Here is a 15,142-nt window from a genome sequence, read left to right on the forward strand (position 1 = left end):
CGCGTCGCGATCGCATGTTCGTGGCGAATGTTCATGCAGCCCCCACCCCCAGCCTCTTCATCAGGTCAGCGCGCAACGCCGTCATGCGCCCCGCACCAGCCCCTGCTCGATCGGCATCCGGCAACACGCCCAGCAAGGGTCGGCCCAACATCACGGTCACGTCGGTTTCGTGGCGCACACGCTGATCCAGCCACTCGAAAGTCAAGGCCACCACAATCCCCAGCAACAATGCCCCGAGCACCGACAGGAGCAGGCCGTTGCGCAGGTTCGGACTGGCTGCGCGCGCAGGCACCGTTGCCGCGCGAATGACGGTGACATTGCTCTGCCGCGCCTGCGACTGAAACTCGATCTGAGCGGCTTTGGCCACGGCCTGGCTGTAGGCCTGGTTGGCGTTATCGACGTCGCGCTGCAAGACAGAGAACTGATCTCGCAGGGCCTTGAGCTGGGCCACGCGCGCGCGTTGGGCGTCATAGGCTGCGCGAAGCTGCGCCAGCTTTGTCGAGGCCAGTCGATCGGTGACCGCGACCCCACCGACAACGCGCTGGGTTTCTTCGGCGATGCGTGTTTTCATCTGGGCCACATTGGCCCGGGCTTTGGCCAGGTCCGGGTGGTTCTCACCCAGCCGTGTGGCCAGGTCGGCCACACGAGCCTCTTCAGCCACCAGGCCAGCAGTCAAGGTTGACAACAGCGGGCTGTTGAGCACCTCCTGCATCTTGACGCCACTGCCGCGGCTGATGTCAGTGCGGGCACCGGACTCCCCCGCAGACACTTGTGCAGCCAACACCTGCCCCGAGAGGTCGGCCAGGCGCGCGGTCTCGAAGTCGAGCCGCTCGTCGCTGACCAGAACCCCGCCCTCCTGCTGCGCTTTCGAAAGCTTGAGCTGTGCGGCCTCGACAGCCTCGCGCAATTGCTTGGCCCGTGCGTCGAACAGGTTCGTGTACTGCTTGGCCTGGTCAACACGGATCTCGATGTTGGTGTCGATGTAAGCCTTGGTGATGGCCTGGGTGACCTCGGCGGCGACCTGCGGCGTGGCGCCCGCATAGGCAAACGAAATCACGTTGGACTCGCGCGAGGGCTGCACCTCCAGCCGGCGCAGCGTCACCTCACTCAACCAAGTCAGCATGTCGCCCTGACCGCCGGTTTCCTCCTGCCAGCGCTGCAGGGTGGATTCGCTTTCGTTTGCCCTCAGCAACGTCAATGCGCGGCGGAGCACGCGCTCGCTGCGGAGCAAGTCAACTTGCGTGGCCATGTAAGACGCCACGCCCAGAGCGGGGATGACATCGCCATCCACCGGGTCAGCCGACTTCACATCCAGCATCACCGACGCCTGCGCCTTGTACTGCTTGGGCTGAGACACCAGCATGGCCAGCAACGTGATGAAAACCAGGACAAACACCCCGGCCACCAGGCGCCAGCGGGCCTGGATTGACAACAAGATTTGAGTGAGGGTCATGGGCTGAGTCCGTGTTTACCCACCCCATCAAGCACGCCGCGTGCCATGGCCACCCCTCAACCGAGCACAAGCGGCCAACTCAGTGCACAGGGCACCAACAAATCCACCAACCGCGCCACAACAGGGATTTGTCAAGCCACGCCAACGCACCCGTTTCGTGCAAGGGGTCTGCGCCAGCGCCACGCTGGGGCAAACCTGAGGTGCCCGTCCCCATCCGGCCACATGGCACACCACATGCAATACCAAAAAACAAGGCAGGAAAACCTGCATCCTCCAGGGAGCCCCCGAACATGCCCAGCTCAACGTCCTACGTGGTCACAGGCCTGAGCGTCAAGTCACGCCTGCGCGAGAAGAACCGCTTCGATCGCCTCATCACCTGGCTCAACCAGTTGGGCGCCGCCATCCTGCTCACGCTGTTCGCCCCGCTGATGGCCGTGGTCGCCTGGCTGATCTGGCGCCGCGACGGCCGCCCCATCTTCTTCGGGCACTACCGCGTCGGCCGAGATGGCCAGATGTTCAAGTGCTGGAAGTTCCGCAGCATGGTGCTGAACTCGGCCGAGATGCTGGCCGATCTGCTCAAGAACGACCCCGCCGCCCGCGCCGAATGGGACCGCGACCAGAAGCTCACCAACGACCCCCGCATCACCCCCGTGGGCGCCTTCCTGCGCAAAACCAGCCTGGACGAGCTGCCCCAGCTGTTCAACGTGCTCAAGGGCGAAATGCGCTTGGTCGGCCCCCGCCCCATCACCCTGGCAGAGCTCGACCGCTACGGCGAAGCGCGTTGGCACTACCTCAACGCCATGCCCGGCATGACGGGGCTCTGGCAAGTCAGTGGTCGCAGCGACACCACCTACGAAGAGCGCGTCGAGCTCGACCGGGACTACGTCGAGCAGCGCAGCCTCTGGAGCGACGCGGTGATCCTGGTCAAGACCATCGCCGTGGTCCTGGGCAAAGGTGGCGCGCGCTGAACCCCGTCGACCCCATGACCAACCTCTCCGACGTTCAACACGCCTTGTCGCCCCCGCAGGGCCACGTCCTGCACATCGTGGGCGACCTCACCGAAGCCGTCTTCGGCTTCATGGGCCCGGCCACCGACACCCTCGCGCGCGCCGGCTACCGACAGACCGTGGTGATGCTTGACCAGCCCCGGCACCGACACCTGCAAGGCCGCTTTCACAAAGCCATCCACCTGGTCACCGTGCCTTGCGAAGAGCGCAGCCGCAAGCACTGGCTGACCCTGGCCAAGGTGGTGCAGCAGCAGATCGGCCAGCACGCCTTCAGCGCGGTGCACCTGCACGGCTTCCTGCCCTGGGCGCTGGGCACGCGCATGGGCCGGCTGCTGCCGCGCGAGACCCGCGTCTATTACTCGCCTCACGGCTCGCGCACGCTGGGCCTGCTGCGCCCGCTGCAGACCATCGTGGGCGCGCTGATGTCGCTGGCCGGCGTGCGCCAACCCGAGGTCATCGCCAGCAGCCTGTCCGATGCCCAGAGGCTCAAAGGCCTGGTTGCGGCCGCGATCAAGACCGCCGAAACACCCGTTGACGAGCGCTTCTTCACCGCCGAACGCCACGAAGCCCGCCGCCCCCTGCTCGTCTCGGGCGACCCGGAGGGCAACCCACGCTCGGTCGAGCTCTTTTGCCGTTTGGCCGTGCTGCTCAGCGCCGCCGAGCTGGGCCTGAGCTTCAACTGGTTCGGCCCGACCGACGAGCTCACCGCCGCACGCCTGAAGGCGGCCAACGTGGGCGGCTACGCCATCGACGAAACCACCGAGCTCGTCTCGCGCCTGTCTGCAGGCTGGATCTTCATGGCCGCCAGCGAGGCCGAGCAGTTCCCCGTCATGCTGAGCTGGGCCATGGCCCTGGGCCTGCCCTGCGTGGCCGCCGACACGCCCCACCACCGCGACCTGATCCGCGACGGCGCCACCGGCCTGCTCTACCGCTCCGAAGAAGAGGCCCTGGCCCAGGTCAGCCGCCTCATCGACGACCCGGCCCTGCGCGACAAGCTCGGCCAGGCCGCGCGCCAGCAGGTGCGCGAGCGCCTGAGCCCCGCGCGCCTGGACCAGGCCATCCTGGGCGCCTACGCAGGCGCCGCCCAGCCCACCGCCTCGGCGGGCCGCGTGAGCCCGCCCGAACAGAGCCCGGCGTGATCGCAAGCTGAGGCCGGGCCCCGGCCCCATGCCGGAGGCCTTGGAGGAGAATCGGGGGTTTGCATGCGACCTGCGGACCCCGACGATGAAAACGATCACCCTGCGCGAAGGCAAAGAGCGCTCCTTGCTGCGCCGACACCCCTGGGTCTTCCAGGGCAGCATCGCCAAAGGCGGCGGTGACGCGGGCGAGACCGTGCGCGTGCAGTCCCACGACGGCCAGTTCCTGTGCTGGGCCGCCTTCAGCCCCAGCTCGCAGATCCGTGTGCGCGCCTGGAGCTTCGACGAGGCCGAGCGCATCGATGCATCGTTCTTCGCCCGCCGCGTGCAAGCGGCGGTGGCCTTGCGCCGGCGCTTGGCCATCGCCTCCAACGGTGTGCGCCTGATCCACGGCGAAGCCGACGGCCTGCCCGGCCTCGTCGTCGACCAGTACGACGACGTGCTCTCAGCGCAGTTCCTGAGCTGCGGCACAGAGCGCTGGAAGAACGCCATCGCCGACGCACTCGTCGCGGCCACCGGCTGCCCCTTCATTTACGAGCGCTCCGACGTCAGCGTGCGCGGCCTCGAAGGCCTGGCGCCGGTCACCGGCTGGTTGCGCCACCCCGATGCCCCCAGCGGCGACAAGCGCCCCACCGAAGTCACCATCGACGAAAACGGCTGGAAGCTCACCCTGGACGTGGCCGAAGGCCACAAGACCGGCTACTACCTCGACCAGCGCGACAACCGCGGCCTGTTCGCCAAACTGGTGCGCGAGCTGGGGTGCCAGACCGTGCTCAACTGCTACAGCTACACCGGCGGCTTCAGCGTGGCCGCCCTGGCCGGTGGCGCATCGCACGTCACCAGCGTCGACTCATCAGGCCCCGCTTTGGTGCGCGCCACGAACCACGTCGCCCTCAACGGCTTCGACCCCGCTGCGCACACCGCCCTGGACGCCGACGTCAACGCCACGCTGCGCCAGTTCCTGCAAGACGGCCGCAGCTTCGACGCCATCGTGCTCGACCCACCCAAGTTCGCCCCCAGCGCCGCCCACGCCGACCGCGCCAGCCGCGCCTACAAGGACATCAACCGGCTGGCCCTCAAGCTGCTGAACCCCGGCGGCCTGCTGCTGACCTTCTCCTGCTCGGGCGGCATCAGCGCCGACCTCTTTCACAAAATCGTCGCAGGCGCCGGCCTGGACGCCCAGGTCGACGGCTACCTGCTGCGCCGACTGGAGGCCACCAGCGACCACCCAACCACCATCACCTTTCCTGAAGGCGAGTACCTCAAGGGCCTGGCCATCGTCCGCAAGGGTTGAATCGACGAACACCTGACGAATCTCACGGTATTGTTCAGTTGGACAACAATTGAACGGCCGGGGTCTTTGGCCCCTCGGACATAATTGGATGAGAATGTGAATCGTTTGGATGTGGCCATGAACGCCAAAAGCCTTCCCAGGCAGTTGTGGGATTTCCGCCGAGGCATGGCCACGGCCCGTGTGCTGTGCCAGCTCGGCCAGGACCATGGCTTGAGCCTGGATCAACTGCTGCAGCACACCGGCCTGAGCCGCGCCCAGCTGGAAGACCCCAAGGGCGAGATCGAAGCCCAGCAAGAAATCCAGGTCATCCGCAACCTGATCAGCGCCCTGCCCCACGTGCCCACGCTGGGCATCGAAGCCGGCTGCCGCTACCACGTCACCACCTACGGCCTGTGGGGCTACGCCGTGCTCTCCAGCCCGACGCTGGGCATGGCCGTGAGCATGGCCTCGCGCATGCTCAACCAGACCTTCTCGCTGACCACCAACGAGGTCGAGCAGGTGGGCGAGCAGGTGTTCGTGACCTACCACGCCGACCACCTGCCACCCGAGGTTCGCCAGTTCATCGTCGACCGCGACCGCGCCGCCGTGCTCACCTTGCAGCGCGAGATCCTGGGCCAGCCCATGCCCTACCAGGCCGTGCACATGCGCCGCACCGAGCCCTCGGCCGAACTCACCCAGGCCTACACCGAGCTCTTCGGCGTGCGCCCGCAGTTCGGCCAGGCGCACGACCGCAGCGTCTTCGCCGCCTCGCTGATGCACGAGCCACTGCCCCAGGCCGACCCGCACACCGCCGCCCTGTGCGAGCAGATGTGCAAGAAGCTGGTCGACGCACGCAGCAGCCGCACCGGCGTGGCCGCCCAGGTGCGCGACCGCCTGATGCGCACGCCCGGCCGCATCCCGGACATGGAAGCCATCGCCGCCGAGATGAACATCACCTCGCGCACGCTGCGCCGCCACCTCACCACCGAGGGCGCGTCCTTTCGCGCCTTGCTTGAAGAGGTGCGCTCCACCCTGGCCGAAGAGCTGATGACCACCGCGTCCCTGACGCACTCGGAAATCGCCGAGCGCCTGGGCTACGCCGACGTCACCACCTTCATCGAAGCCTTCCGCCGCTGGAAGGGCGTGCCGCCCAGCGAGTTCCGCAAAGCCCAGGGCCTGCTGCGCCCAGGCGGGCCGGTGGTCAGGCGGCGCTTCATCCCACGCTGAAAGCCCATAAAGGCGGCTTGGACGCGAACTGTTTCACGGTTCGCGGCGCCCTCACGCGCCTAGACTGCGGGCAAGCGACCGAGGTTTCCCGCCATGAGCATCTCTCCCCAACTGCGCAACCTGAACATCGACCTGCCGGCTTGTCCGAGCACGCTGGTCAAGCTGTCCTTGCTGATGTCCGACGAGAACAGCTCGACGGACCAGCTCGCCGCCCTGATCGAGACCGACATGGCCCTGTCCTCGGCCGTGGTGCGCACGGTGAACTCGGCGCTGTTCGGCCTGCTCAAGCGCGTCGAAACCGTGCACGAAGGCATCCGCTACCTGGGCATGGCACAGGTCGCCGGCCTGACTTATGAAATCGGCCTGCGTGGCGCCTTCCCGCCCAGCCCGCTGCTGCAAAGCATCTGGGACCGCGCCGGCGTTCGCGGCCTGGCCATGGGCCGCATCGCCCGCCAGCTCGACGTCGACCCCTGGCTGGCGCACACCACCGGCCTGTTCGCCGAAAGCGGCCGCGCCGTGCTCTATGCCTACGACCGCCAGCGCTATGCCGCGCTCGAGGTCGATCCGGCCGACGAGTCGATGCTTTGCGCGGCCGAGATCGAAGCCTTCGGCGTGAGCCACTCTGCCCTGGGCGGCGCGCTGTGCCAGTCCTGGGGCCTCTCGCGCGAGGTCAGCGACTGCGTGCGCGCCCGCCCGAACAGCCCCACGCAGTGGTCCCAGGAGCGCCCCCCCGTGCAAAAGCTGCTGACCATCAGCGCTGCGGTGGACGCCCTGCTGCTCAACCCGGTGCGCTCCAGCGACCCCGCCAGCGTCTGGGCCGAGCTCGAACCGATTTCGCACCAGGTTGGCCTGCACTTCCAGGCCTTCCAATTGGCCACCATGCGGGTCTGCGAACGCCTGAACCTCGGCTCCAGCGAGGTCTGAGCGCCTGCGCCGCGCGTGCACCCCGGTTTCACGGGGTGGCAAAACGGCGTGTCCCGATGTTTGTCCCGTTGACATGACCTGCCAGCCGTCGCAGGATCGGTGTCCTAATTGACAAACATCAGGGCAGCCTGGGCAACGCACTGCGGAGCGCTTGCAGGGCAGGCCAGCCAGCATGCCTTTCGGTTTCCCCGCCTTCATGCTCCCCCTGCTCGGGGGCGAGCCCCACACCGAGCCCGAAGACCCTGAGCTCAACCGCCAGATCCGGGGTGAGCGCATCCGCATGCTGTTCGCGCCCACGGTGCCGGTGTCCGTCGTCAGCGCCCTGGTTTGTGTGGCGCTGGCCGTGGCCATCTCCGACCAGACCGGTCGCAGCTGGGCCATCGCCTGGGCAGCGCTGTGCGTGCTGGCGTCCATGGTGCGCTTGCTGCACCTGCGCGCCTACCGCCGCAGCAGCCAGCGCGACCACCCCATGTGGCTGCAAAGCCTGACCCTGATGTGCGCCTTGCACGGTGGCTGCTGGGGCCTGATCGGCATGATGATGCCCATCGAGGACATGGTCACCAGTTCGGTGCTCGCCTCCACCCTGGTGGGCGCCTGCGCGGTCGGCACCTTCACGCTGCAGGCCCACTTGCGGCCCAACCTCGCCACCAACCTGCCCACGCTGGTGCCTGCCAGCCTGATGTTGCTGTCGCGGCAGGACACCTACGGCTTCTTCGGCGGCCTGGGCCTGCTCTCGCTGATGGCGCTGATGCTGTTCGAGAGCCGCCGCGCCGAGCGCCGCATCACCGAGCTGCTGTGGCTGCGCTTCACCACCGACCGCATCGCCCGCGAGCGCACGCACGCCCTGGTGCTGGCCCAGCGCCACAGCGCCGTCAAAGACCAGTTCCTGGCCACCATGAGCCACGAAATGCGCACGCCGCTGCACGGCATCCTGGGCCTGGCGCGCCTGCTGCGCGACCGCCTGCCCGAGCGCCCCGGCGTGCTGCACGAGTCGCGTCACCAGGTCGAGCTGATCGAACGCGCCGGCGAACACCTGCTGCACATCATCAACGACGTGCTCGACTTCTCGCGCATCGAAGCGGGCAAGCTGCAGATCCAGCACGCCACGTTCGACCTGCGCACCCTGATCGACGAGATCATCGAGTTGCAACGCGTCACCGCCCAGGAAAAGGGCCTGCGCCTGCTCGCCGACGTGCGCCTGCCCCAGCCCTGCTGGGTCAGCGGCGACGCCTCGCGCCTGCGCCAGATGCTGCACAACCTGCTGGGCAACGCCATCAAGTTCACCGACCTCGGCGAGATCCGCGTGCGCGTGGCCACCGAACCCCAAGGCGGTGGCAGCACGGTCACCTTCCACATCCAGGACACGGGCGTCGGCATCCCGGCCGACCAGCTCGGGCTCATCTTCGACGCCTTCCACCAGGTCGATGGCAGCTTCGTGCGCCGCCACAAGGGCACCGGCCTGGGCCTGACCATCACGCGCGAGATCGCCCGCGCCATGGGCGGTGACGTGGCCTGCGACAGCGAAGTCGGCAAAGGCTCCGTGTTCACCCTGAAGGTGCCCCTGCACCCAGTGGCCACGCCGGCCCAGGCGCCCGCTGCGGCGGTCTTCTCGGCCTCGCCGATGCCCGCCTTCGCCGTGGCCCAGGTCGCACCGGCAGGCAACGAACTCGGGGCCACAACCGTGCCGCGTTTGAGCGGCCGCATCCTGCTCGTCGAAGACAACCCGGTCAACGCCCTCGTGGCCGAAGCCAACCTGGCCCGCCTGGGCCTGGACGTCACGCGCGCCGAAGACGGTGCGCAGGCGCTGTCCTTGTTGCAGCACCTGGAGCGGCCCTTCGACCTGGTGCTGATGGACCTGCAGATGCCCGAACTCGACGGCATGGAGGCCACGCGCCGCCTGCGCTGCTGGGAAAACGACCAACGGCTCGAACCGATCCCGGTCGTGGCCCTGACGGCCAATGCGTTGAGCACCGACCGCGCCCGTTGCCTCTCAGCCGGCATGGACGACCACCTGCCCAAGCCCTTTCGGGTGGAAGAGCTGCTGGCGGTGCTGCAAAGGCACCTGCCGCCAACGGCATCGGCCGTGGCGGCCTGAGCTTCAGCTCGTCACTGCTGGATGGCTTCCAGCGAGATGGTGATGGTGACGTCGTCGCCCACCATCGGGGCGTACTTGCCGGCACCGAAGTCGCTGCGCTTGATCAGGGTGCTGGCGTTGGCACCGATGGCGTCCTTCTTGGCCATCGGATGGGCCATGTTGGCGAAGTGGCTCACCTTCAACACCACGGGCTTGGTCACGCCCTTGATGGTCAGGTTGCCTTCGATGGTCGCGGGGGCGTCACCCTCGAACACCACCTTGGTCGACTTGAAGGTCGCGGTCGGGAACTTGCCCGTGTCCAGGAAGTCGGCGCCCTGGATGTGGCTGTTGAACAGGTTCGAGCCGGTGTCGACCGAGGTCATGTCGATGGTGATGTCCACCGAGCCGGTTTTGGCAGCCTTGTCGTACACGATGGTGCCGCTGGTCTTGTTGAACTTGCTGATCTGGGTCGACAAGCCCATGTGGTTGTACGAGAAGTTCGCGTAGGTGTGGTTGGGCTCGACGCCGTAGCTCTCGGGTGCCGCAAAGGCCGAGGTGGCGAAAGCCGAAGCCAGGGCGGTGGCGGCGAACAGGCGGGTCACGTTGATGGTGCGGATCATGGAGTGGCTCCTTGGGTGAAGGGGGAAGGCAAGAAAAAGGTCGAACAGGTCAAGCAAGGTCGCAAGAGATCGACCGAGTGGAAAACGAAGACGGCGTTGACGGGAAACGGGACCAAGCGGTGGCCTCGCTCACTGCGCAGGCACGCCCTGCAGCACGAGCTTGAACTTGACCTGGACGTCGTTGGCAACGAAGGAGGTGTCGGCCCAGTCGCCCTCGCCCACCTTGAAGTCCAGGCGCTTGATCGGCAAGCCACCGGTGACGGTGCTGACGCCACCGGCTTGCGCCAGCTGCATCGGCACGACCACGTCACGGCTGCTGCCCTTGATGCTCAGCTTGCCAGCCACCTCGAACTTGCCGCCGCCCAGGGCCTTGATGCCCGTGGACTGGAAAGTGGCTTGCGGGAACTTGGCGGTGGCGAACCAGTCGGGCTTGCCCAACTCCGGGTCGGCGTCGGCGCTGATGGTGGCGCTGGCCAGCTCGAAGCGCAGGGCGACCTGGCTGGTCTGCGGCGACTTCGGGTCGAAGTTGGTCTGAACGGCAAAACGCTTGAAGCGCCCGCTGACCGGCACCCCCATCTGCTTGATGGTGAAGCCCACCTCGCTTTGCGGTGCCACCAGGGTGATGACAGGGCTGGCCGCACCAGCGATCGGGCTCAGCGAGGCAAGCAAGAGGCCGGCGGCGCCGAAGCGCCATGCACGCAAGCGAGAAGAAACAGTCATGTCAGGCTCCAGTGGGAGAGGGAGAAAATGCATCGGCAAGCAGGGGCCGCGCCCAGGTCGCGGTGCCCGAGCCCTCAGGCCTTGCGACCGGGGCGCATGCGTTCCAGCAAACCGTCGCGATCGATGAACTGGTGCTTGAGCGCAGCGCCCACGTGCAGCACCACCAGTCCAATCAGCCCCCAGGCCGCCAGGCCGTGCAACGGTTTGATGACCTCGGCCAGCTCAGGGTTCGGCGCCACCAGGTCAGGCAGCGGCAGCACGCCGAACCACACGATGGGGAAGCCCTTGGCCGAGCTGTAGGCCCAACCCAGCAGCGGCACGGCGAAGAACAGCAGGTACATCAGGTGGTGGGTGCCGTGGTAGGCCGCGCGCTGCCAGCCCGGCATGGCCGAGTCGATCTTCGCGGGCAAGGCAGGCGGGCGGTGCGTCAGGCGCCACAACAGGCGCAACACCGACAGCGCCAGGATCGTCACCCCGGCCCACTTGTGCCAGTTGATGAGCTTGAGCTTGGCCGGCGAAAACGGCAGGCCCTCGATGTACAGCCCCACGCCAAACGCGGAGAGGATGGCCACGGCCAGCACCCAATGCAAGGCGATGGCCGTGAGCGTGTAGCGAGCAGCGGGTGAACTGGCAGGGGAAGACACGGGTTTCATGGCACACCACCTCGGGGGCTTGTGGATCACAATGTGAAGCGTACGGTCCCTGGCTTCAGTTGGGTTGAGCGGGTTTGTCCCCTTGATTCAAATTTTCTGAATTCACAGCGCCGCGGCGCGCACACCTGCGGGTTGACCCTGATTCAGGGCCCTCCTCAGGCCTCGAAGTCGCTTCCAACAGTGGTCAACAACCTCATGGAATCCGCCGCCAAATCGAATTGGTCCACCTGGCTGTTCAGCAGCGACTCACGGCAGCGACTGCGCATCAAGCGCTCGCTGCTGGCGGCCAATGTCTTTGGGGCCTGCGCCCTGACGACCATCTACGCCGCCTGGATGGGCTTCATGTCCTTCCACGACGTTTGGCTGCTGTGCCTGGCCATCGCCCTGAACTGCAGCTTCTGGTACGGGATGCTGCGCTCGGGCCTGAACAAGCGCTTTGACGACCCGGCCCTGACCCTGCCCCAGATCCTGGCGGCGCTGACCATCATCATCGGCGCCTACTCCATCACCGGCCCGTTCCATGGCTCGACCATGATGCTGCTGGTGCTGGTGCTGGTCTTCGGTGTCTTCAACCTGAGCGCCAAGGGTGCGCGCATCGCGGCCACCTACACGGTGGGCTTGATGGGTTGCGCCCAGCTCATCAAGATGCAGACCGACCCGGTCAACTACCCCTTCAAGCTCGAGATCGTGCACTTCGTGCTGACGGCGGCCATCGTGCCGACCATCTCGCGCCTGGCCGCGCAGCTCAGCAGCATGCGCGAACGCCTGCAGAGCCAAAAGGACGACCTGGCCCAGGCGCTCACGCGCATCCAGATCCTGGCCACGCGCGACGAGCTCACCGGCCTGGTCAACCGCCGCCACATGATGGACGTGCTGCAGCAACACCGCAAACGCCTGCAGCGCTCGGGCTTTCATCGCTTTTGCCTGGCCATCATCGACCTCGATCACTTCAAGCGCGTCAATGACACGCACGGGCACGGCGTGGGCGACGAGGTGCTGCGCCGATTCGCCGCCGTGGCGCAGCAAGGCCTGCGCGACACCGACGTGCTGGCCCGCTGGGGCGGCGAGGAGTTCCTGCTGCTGCTCAACGACACGACGGCCGAACAAGCCCAGATCGGGCTGGACCGCGTGCGCGAGCTGCTGACCGATGCGCGCCTGTCCAACGAGGTGCCCGAACTGCGGACCACCTTCTCTGCAGGGCTGACGGCCTACGACTCGGGCGAGCCGCTGGACGTCTGCATCGAGCGGGCCGACCGAGCGCTGTACGAAGCCAAAGCCAACGGACGCAACCGCACGGTCATCCACCACGGGCCGCCCAACCGCAAGTCAGAAACGCCCCACGCGGCAACGCCCCTGCCGGATGGCAGCGCGGACGGCGCCAGCCTGGTGGCGGCCGCCCTGCTGGGCCAAGACAGCGAAGACGACGACAGCCCCTTGGGGCATTGAGGCCTCGCCCGCATGGGCGCTTGTTGCCTGCCTGCCATAGCGGTTATCCTGACTGCGCGTTGCAGGGGTCTTTCGGACACATCCAGACACACCTGCCTGCAAGCAACGACAACATGACGGTCGCGCCGGGCACACCACCCCCGACGCGATGCAGTGGAGGCGGCCGCCGCCTGATCGAACGCCCTGAAAAGGGCCTGACAGGCGAGGGCCGTGGGTGGTGACGCTTCCTGCCACCCATGCCCAGCCAGCCACCCGGCACGCCACCTGCCTCGATCGACGACCTGCTGGTCGACCCGCAACAGGCCCTCGCCGATCGCCGTGATGCGCCCTATCGCCTGATCTTCCATCGCGCGGGCATCGGCATGGTGCGCCTGAGCCTGTCGGGCACCATCCTCGAGGTCAACCAGCGTTTCGCCGACATCGTCGGCAGGCAGCCGCGTGACCTCATCGGCCTGCACCCCGAAGACATCACGCACCCGCAGGACATCGTGCCCTCGCGCGCGCACGTCGAGAACGTGCTGGGTGGCGCCCAGGAAGGCTTCCAGACCGAGAAACGCTACGTGCGACCCGACGGGCAGGCCGTCTGGGCCGCCGTCAACGTCGTGCTGCTGCGCGACGAACACGGCCAGCCTCGCGAGCTGGTGGCCGTCATCGAAGACATCACCGAGCGCCAGCGCATGCAGGAAGCCATGAGCTCGGCACGCGCGGCCGAACGCGCCAGCAAGGCCAAGACCGAGTTCCTCTCGCGCATGAGCCACGAGTTGCGCACGCCGCTCAACGCGATGCTGGGCTTTGCCCAATTGCTGCGCGTCGACCCCCGCCACCCGCTGCACGACGACCAGCGCACCAAGGTGGCCCACATCGAGCGCGCGGGAGCCCACCTGCTGGCCATGCTCACCGACGTGCTCGACCTGTCTCGCATCGAGGCCGGCAGCCTGCCCATGTCGATCGAGCCGCTGGCCGTGGGCGACGTCATCGAAGCCGCGCTGGCCATGACCAGCAACCAGGCCACCGATGCCAGCGTGCAACTGCTGGCCACCCCGCCAGAGACCGGCCTGCGCGTGCGCGCCGACCAGTTGCGGCTGCGCCAGGTGCTGGTCAACCTGCTGAGCAACGCCATCAAGTACAACCGCCGCTCGGGCCAGGTGCTGGTCGAGGCCATGGGCGTGGGTGACGAGGTCGTCATCAGCGTCAGCGACACCGGCCGCGGCATGGACGCACAACAGCTTGCCCACCTCTTCGAGCCCTTCAACCGACTGGGCGCCGAGCGCACACCCATCGAAGGCACGGGCATCGGCCTGGTCATCGTCAAGCGGCTGGTCGAGCTCATGCAGGGCCGCATCGAGGTCAGCAGCCAGCCCGACGCGGGCACGCGCTTTCGCATCTGGCTGCCACGCGCCGAGCGCCAGACCGAGGCCGAAGACAGCGACTTCGGTCAACGCATCCGCACCAACTTCGGCAGCCTGGACACCGGGGTCGATGCCACGCTCACCCTGCTCTACGCCGAAGACAACGCCATCAACGTCGAGTTGCTGCGACAGGTCATGCGCATGCGCCCGCAATGGCACCTGGAAGTCGCCCGCGACGGCCACACCGCCATCGCCATGGCTCGGGCCGAGCCACCCGACCTGCTGCTGCTGGACATGCACCTGGGCGACATGAGCGGCCTCGATGTCTCGGACGCCCTGATGATGGACACGCACACGGCCCTGATCCCGCGTGTGGCGCTGTCAGCGGACGTCATGCCCGACCAGATCGCCGAGGCGCGCCAGCGCGGCTTCGTCGAGTACCTGACCAAGCCGCTGGACGTCTCGCGGTTGCTGAACCTGCTCGATGGCTGCGCGCGGGGCGAGTTGCCCTGATCAGCCCGCGAAGTCGGTGACGAAGCGCCCGCCGTGGAACACCAGCGGCGCAGCGCCCAGGCGGCGTCGGCAGTGCTCGACCTCGCCCACGAAGATCACGTGATCTCCCTCGTCGTGCTGGCTGCGGTGGCGACACTCGAACACGGCCACGGCGCCATCGATGACCGGTGCGCCCGTCAGGCCCGCCCGCCAGGCCACGCCCTCGTAGCGGTCGATGCCCTTGCGCGAAAAGCGCTCGGCCAGCAGGCGCTGGTCGGCGGCCAGCACGTTGATGGCGTAGTGCGTGGCGCCCAGGAAGCCCGGCATCGAGTTGGACTGCCGAGACAGGCTCCACAGCACCAATGGCGGCACCAGCGACACCGAGTTGAAGGAGTTGGCCGTCAGGCCCAGCAAGCGGCCGTCTGCGCCCCTCGCCGTGACGATGGTGACACCGGTGGCGAACTGGCCCAGCGCAGCGCGGTATTCCTCCGGCGTGAAGGGCGCGGCGGAGCCGGGCGGGGAATCGGGCATCGACGACATGGGCGGAGCTTACAAAAGTTTGCAGTGTAGACGGCGCAGATCAACCCCGTCAGTCCGTGGCTGTTGCGACGAAGCTCGTCACATGCGGGTGCGCCGTAATAGTCCGACGCGCACCCTCTTGTCACGACCGGCCGCTAGGCTTTAGACATCCAACACGTGGCGAAGCGCTGCAAACGGCAGGCGCCATGATTCGGTGCCGCAATCGACAGTTGCCGTGCGTTGGTTGAT

General features: G+C 67.2%; 13 protein-coding genes. 8 read left to right on the plus strand and 5 right to left on the minus strand.

Annotated features, from left to right (window positions below; translation table 11 throughout):
• Window positions 1–31 precede the first annotated feature (31 nt).
• Entirely contained in the window at window positions 32–1,453 is a 1,422-nt protein-coding gene (locus tag ABG80_RS10130) for a GNVR domain-containing protein (RefSeq protein WP_058087575.1), read from the minus strand.
• A 290-nt stretch (window positions 1,454–1,743) separates the two neighbouring features.
• Here ABG80_RS10130 and ABG80_RS10135 point away from each other — a divergent pair, with 290 nt between their 5' ends.
• From ABG80_RS10135 to ABG80_RS10160, 6 genes are all read left to right on the plus strand, one after another.
• Window positions 1,744–2,421 (plus strand): sugar transferase, encoded by a 678-nt coding sequence (locus ABG80_RS10135; RefSeq protein WP_058087576.1) that lies wholly within the window; start codon window positions 1,744–1,746, stop codon window positions 2,419–2,421.
• Between the two features lie 14 nt (window positions 2,422–2,435).
• Window positions 2,436–3,599, plus strand: a complete 1,164-nt coding sequence (locus tag ABG80_RS10140; RefSeq protein WP_058087577.1) for a glycosyltransferase family 4 protein — start codon at window positions 2,436–2,438, stop codon at window positions 3,597–3,599.
• A gap of 85 nt (window positions 3,600–3,684) precedes the next feature.
• Complete coding sequence (locus tag ABG80_RS10145; protein WP_058087578.1) at window positions 3,685–4,890, plus strand: class I SAM-dependent rRNA methyltransferase; 1,206 nt, start codon at window positions 3,685–3,687, stop codon at window positions 4,888–4,890.
• A gap of 117 nt (window positions 4,891–5,007) precedes the next feature.
• Entirely contained in the window at window positions 5,008–6,096 is a 1,089-nt protein-coding gene (locus ABG80_RS10150) for an AraC family transcriptional regulator (protein WP_058087579.1), read from the plus strand.
• A gap of 93 nt (window positions 6,097–6,189) precedes the next feature.
• A complete protein-coding gene (locus tag ABG80_RS10155; RefSeq protein ID WP_058087580.1) occupies window positions 6,190–7,020 on the plus strand; it encodes an HDOD domain-containing protein in 831 nt (276 codons plus the stop codon).
• 196 nt (window positions 7,021–7,216) lie between these two features.
• Window positions 7,217–9,115: an ATP-binding protein gene (locus ABG80_RS10160; RefSeq protein ID WP_160322509.1), complete on the plus strand. Its 1,899-nt coding sequence runs from the start codon at window positions 7,217–7,219 to the stop codon at window positions 9,113–9,115.
• Window positions 9,116–9,126: 11 nt separating this feature from the next.
• Here the strand turns inward: ABG80_RS10160 and ABG80_RS10165 are convergent, their stop codons facing one another.
• The 3 genes from ABG80_RS10165 to ABG80_RS10175 form a co-directional block, all read right to left on the minus strand.
• Window positions 9,127–9,714: a YceI family protein gene (locus ABG80_RS10165; RefSeq protein WP_058087582.1), complete on the minus strand. Its 588-nt coding sequence runs from the start codon at window positions 9,712–9,714 to the stop codon at window positions 9,127–9,129.
• Between the two features lie 129 nt (window positions 9,715–9,843).
• Complete coding sequence (locus tag ABG80_RS10170; RefSeq protein ID WP_058087583.1) at window positions 9,844–10,434, minus strand: YceI family protein; 591 nt, start codon at window positions 10,432–10,434, stop codon at window positions 9,844–9,846.
• Window positions 10,435–10,508: 74 nt separating this feature from the next.
• Window positions 10,509–11,087, minus strand: a complete 579-nt coding sequence (locus tag ABG80_RS10175; RefSeq protein WP_058087584.1) for a cytochrome b — start codon at window positions 11,085–11,087, stop codon at window positions 10,509–10,511.
• A 195-nt stretch (window positions 11,088–11,282) separates the two neighbouring features.
• On the opposite strand from ABG80_RS10175, the gene ABG80_RS10180 reads away from it, so the two are divergent.
• Window positions 11,283–12,533 (plus strand): GGDEF domain-containing protein, encoded by a 1,251-nt coding sequence (locus tag ABG80_RS10180; RefSeq protein ID WP_152987562.1) that lies wholly within the window; start codon window positions 11,283–11,285, stop codon window positions 12,531–12,533.
• 236 nt (window positions 12,534–12,769) lie between these two features.
• Window positions 12,770–14,395 carry a hybrid sensor histidine kinase/response regulator gene (locus ABG80_RS10185; RefSeq protein ID WP_058087586.1) on the plus strand — a complete coding sequence of 542 codons (1,626 nt, stop codon included), beginning with the start codon at window positions 12,770–12,772 and terminating at the stop codon, window positions 14,393–14,395.
• Here ABG80_RS10185 and ABG80_RS10190 read toward each other — a convergent pair whose 3' ends face one another.
• A complete protein-coding gene (locus ABG80_RS10190) occupies window positions 14,396–14,905 on the minus strand; it encodes a flavin reductase family protein (RefSeq protein WP_407638746.1) in 510 nt (169 codons plus the stop codon). It abuts the gene before it with no gap.
• Window positions 14,906–15,142: the final 237 nt, after the last annotated feature.

This window comes from Aquabacterium parvum, assembly GCF_001447195.1.
Lineage (GTDB): Bacteria > Pseudomonadota > Gammaproteobacteria > Burkholderiales > Burkholderiaceae_C > Aquabacterium > Aquabacterium parvum.

Excerpts from the sequence above, each read along its gene's own strand:
- ABG80_RS10165 (WP_058087582.1), bottom strand. The coding sequence starts at position 9,714 with ATGATCCGCACCATCAACGTGACCCGCCTGTTCGCCGCCACCGCCCTG.
- ABG80_RS10170 (WP_058087583.1), bottom strand. The coding sequence starts at position 10,434 with ATGACTGTTTCTTCTCGCTTGCGTGCATGGCGCTTCGGCGCCGCCGGC.
- ABG80_RS10175 (WP_058087584.1), bottom strand. The coding sequence starts at position 11,087 with ATGAAACCCGTGTCTTCCCCTGCCAGTTCACCCGCTGCTCGCTACACG.
- ABG80_RS10145 (WP_058087578.1), top strand. The coding sequence starts at position 3,685 with ATGAAAACGATCACCCTGCGCGAAGGCAAAGAGCGCTCCTTGCTGCGC.
- ABG80_RS10190 (WP_407638746.1), bottom strand. The coding sequence starts at position 14,905 with ATGCCCGATTCCCCGCCCGGCTCCGCCGCGCCCTTCACGCCGGAGGAA.
- ABG80_RS10160 (WP_160322509.1), top strand. The coding sequence starts at position 7,217 with ATGCTCCCCCTGCTCGGGGGCGAGCCCCACACCGAGCCCGAAGACCCT.
- ABG80_RS10185 (WP_058087586.1), top strand. The coding sequence starts at position 12,770 with ATGCCCAGCCAGCCACCCGGCACGCCACCTGCCTCGATCGACGACCTG.
- ABG80_RS10150 (WP_058087579.1), top strand. The coding sequence starts at position 5,008 with ATGAACGCCAAAAGCCTTCCCAGGCAGTTGTGGGATTTCCGCCGAGGC.
- ABG80_RS10140 (WP_058087577.1), top strand. The coding sequence starts at position 2,436 with ATGACCAACCTCTCCGACGTTCAACACGCCTTGTCGCCCCCGCAGGGC.
- ABG80_RS10180 (WP_152987562.1), top strand. The coding sequence starts at position 11,283 with ATGGAATCCGCCGCCAAATCGAATTGGTCCACCTGGCTGTTCAGCAGC.
- ABG80_RS10135 (WP_058087576.1), top strand. The coding sequence starts at position 1,744 with ATGCCCAGCTCAACGTCCTACGTGGTCACAGGCCTGAGCGTCAAGTCA.
- ABG80_RS10130 (WP_058087575.1), bottom strand. The coding sequence starts at position 1,453 with ATGACCCTCACTCAAATCTTGTTGTCAATCCAGGCCCGCTGGCGCCTG.
- ABG80_RS10155 (WP_058087580.1), top strand. The coding sequence starts at position 6,190 with ATGAGCATCTCTCCCCAACTGCGCAACCTGAACATCGACCTGCCGGCT.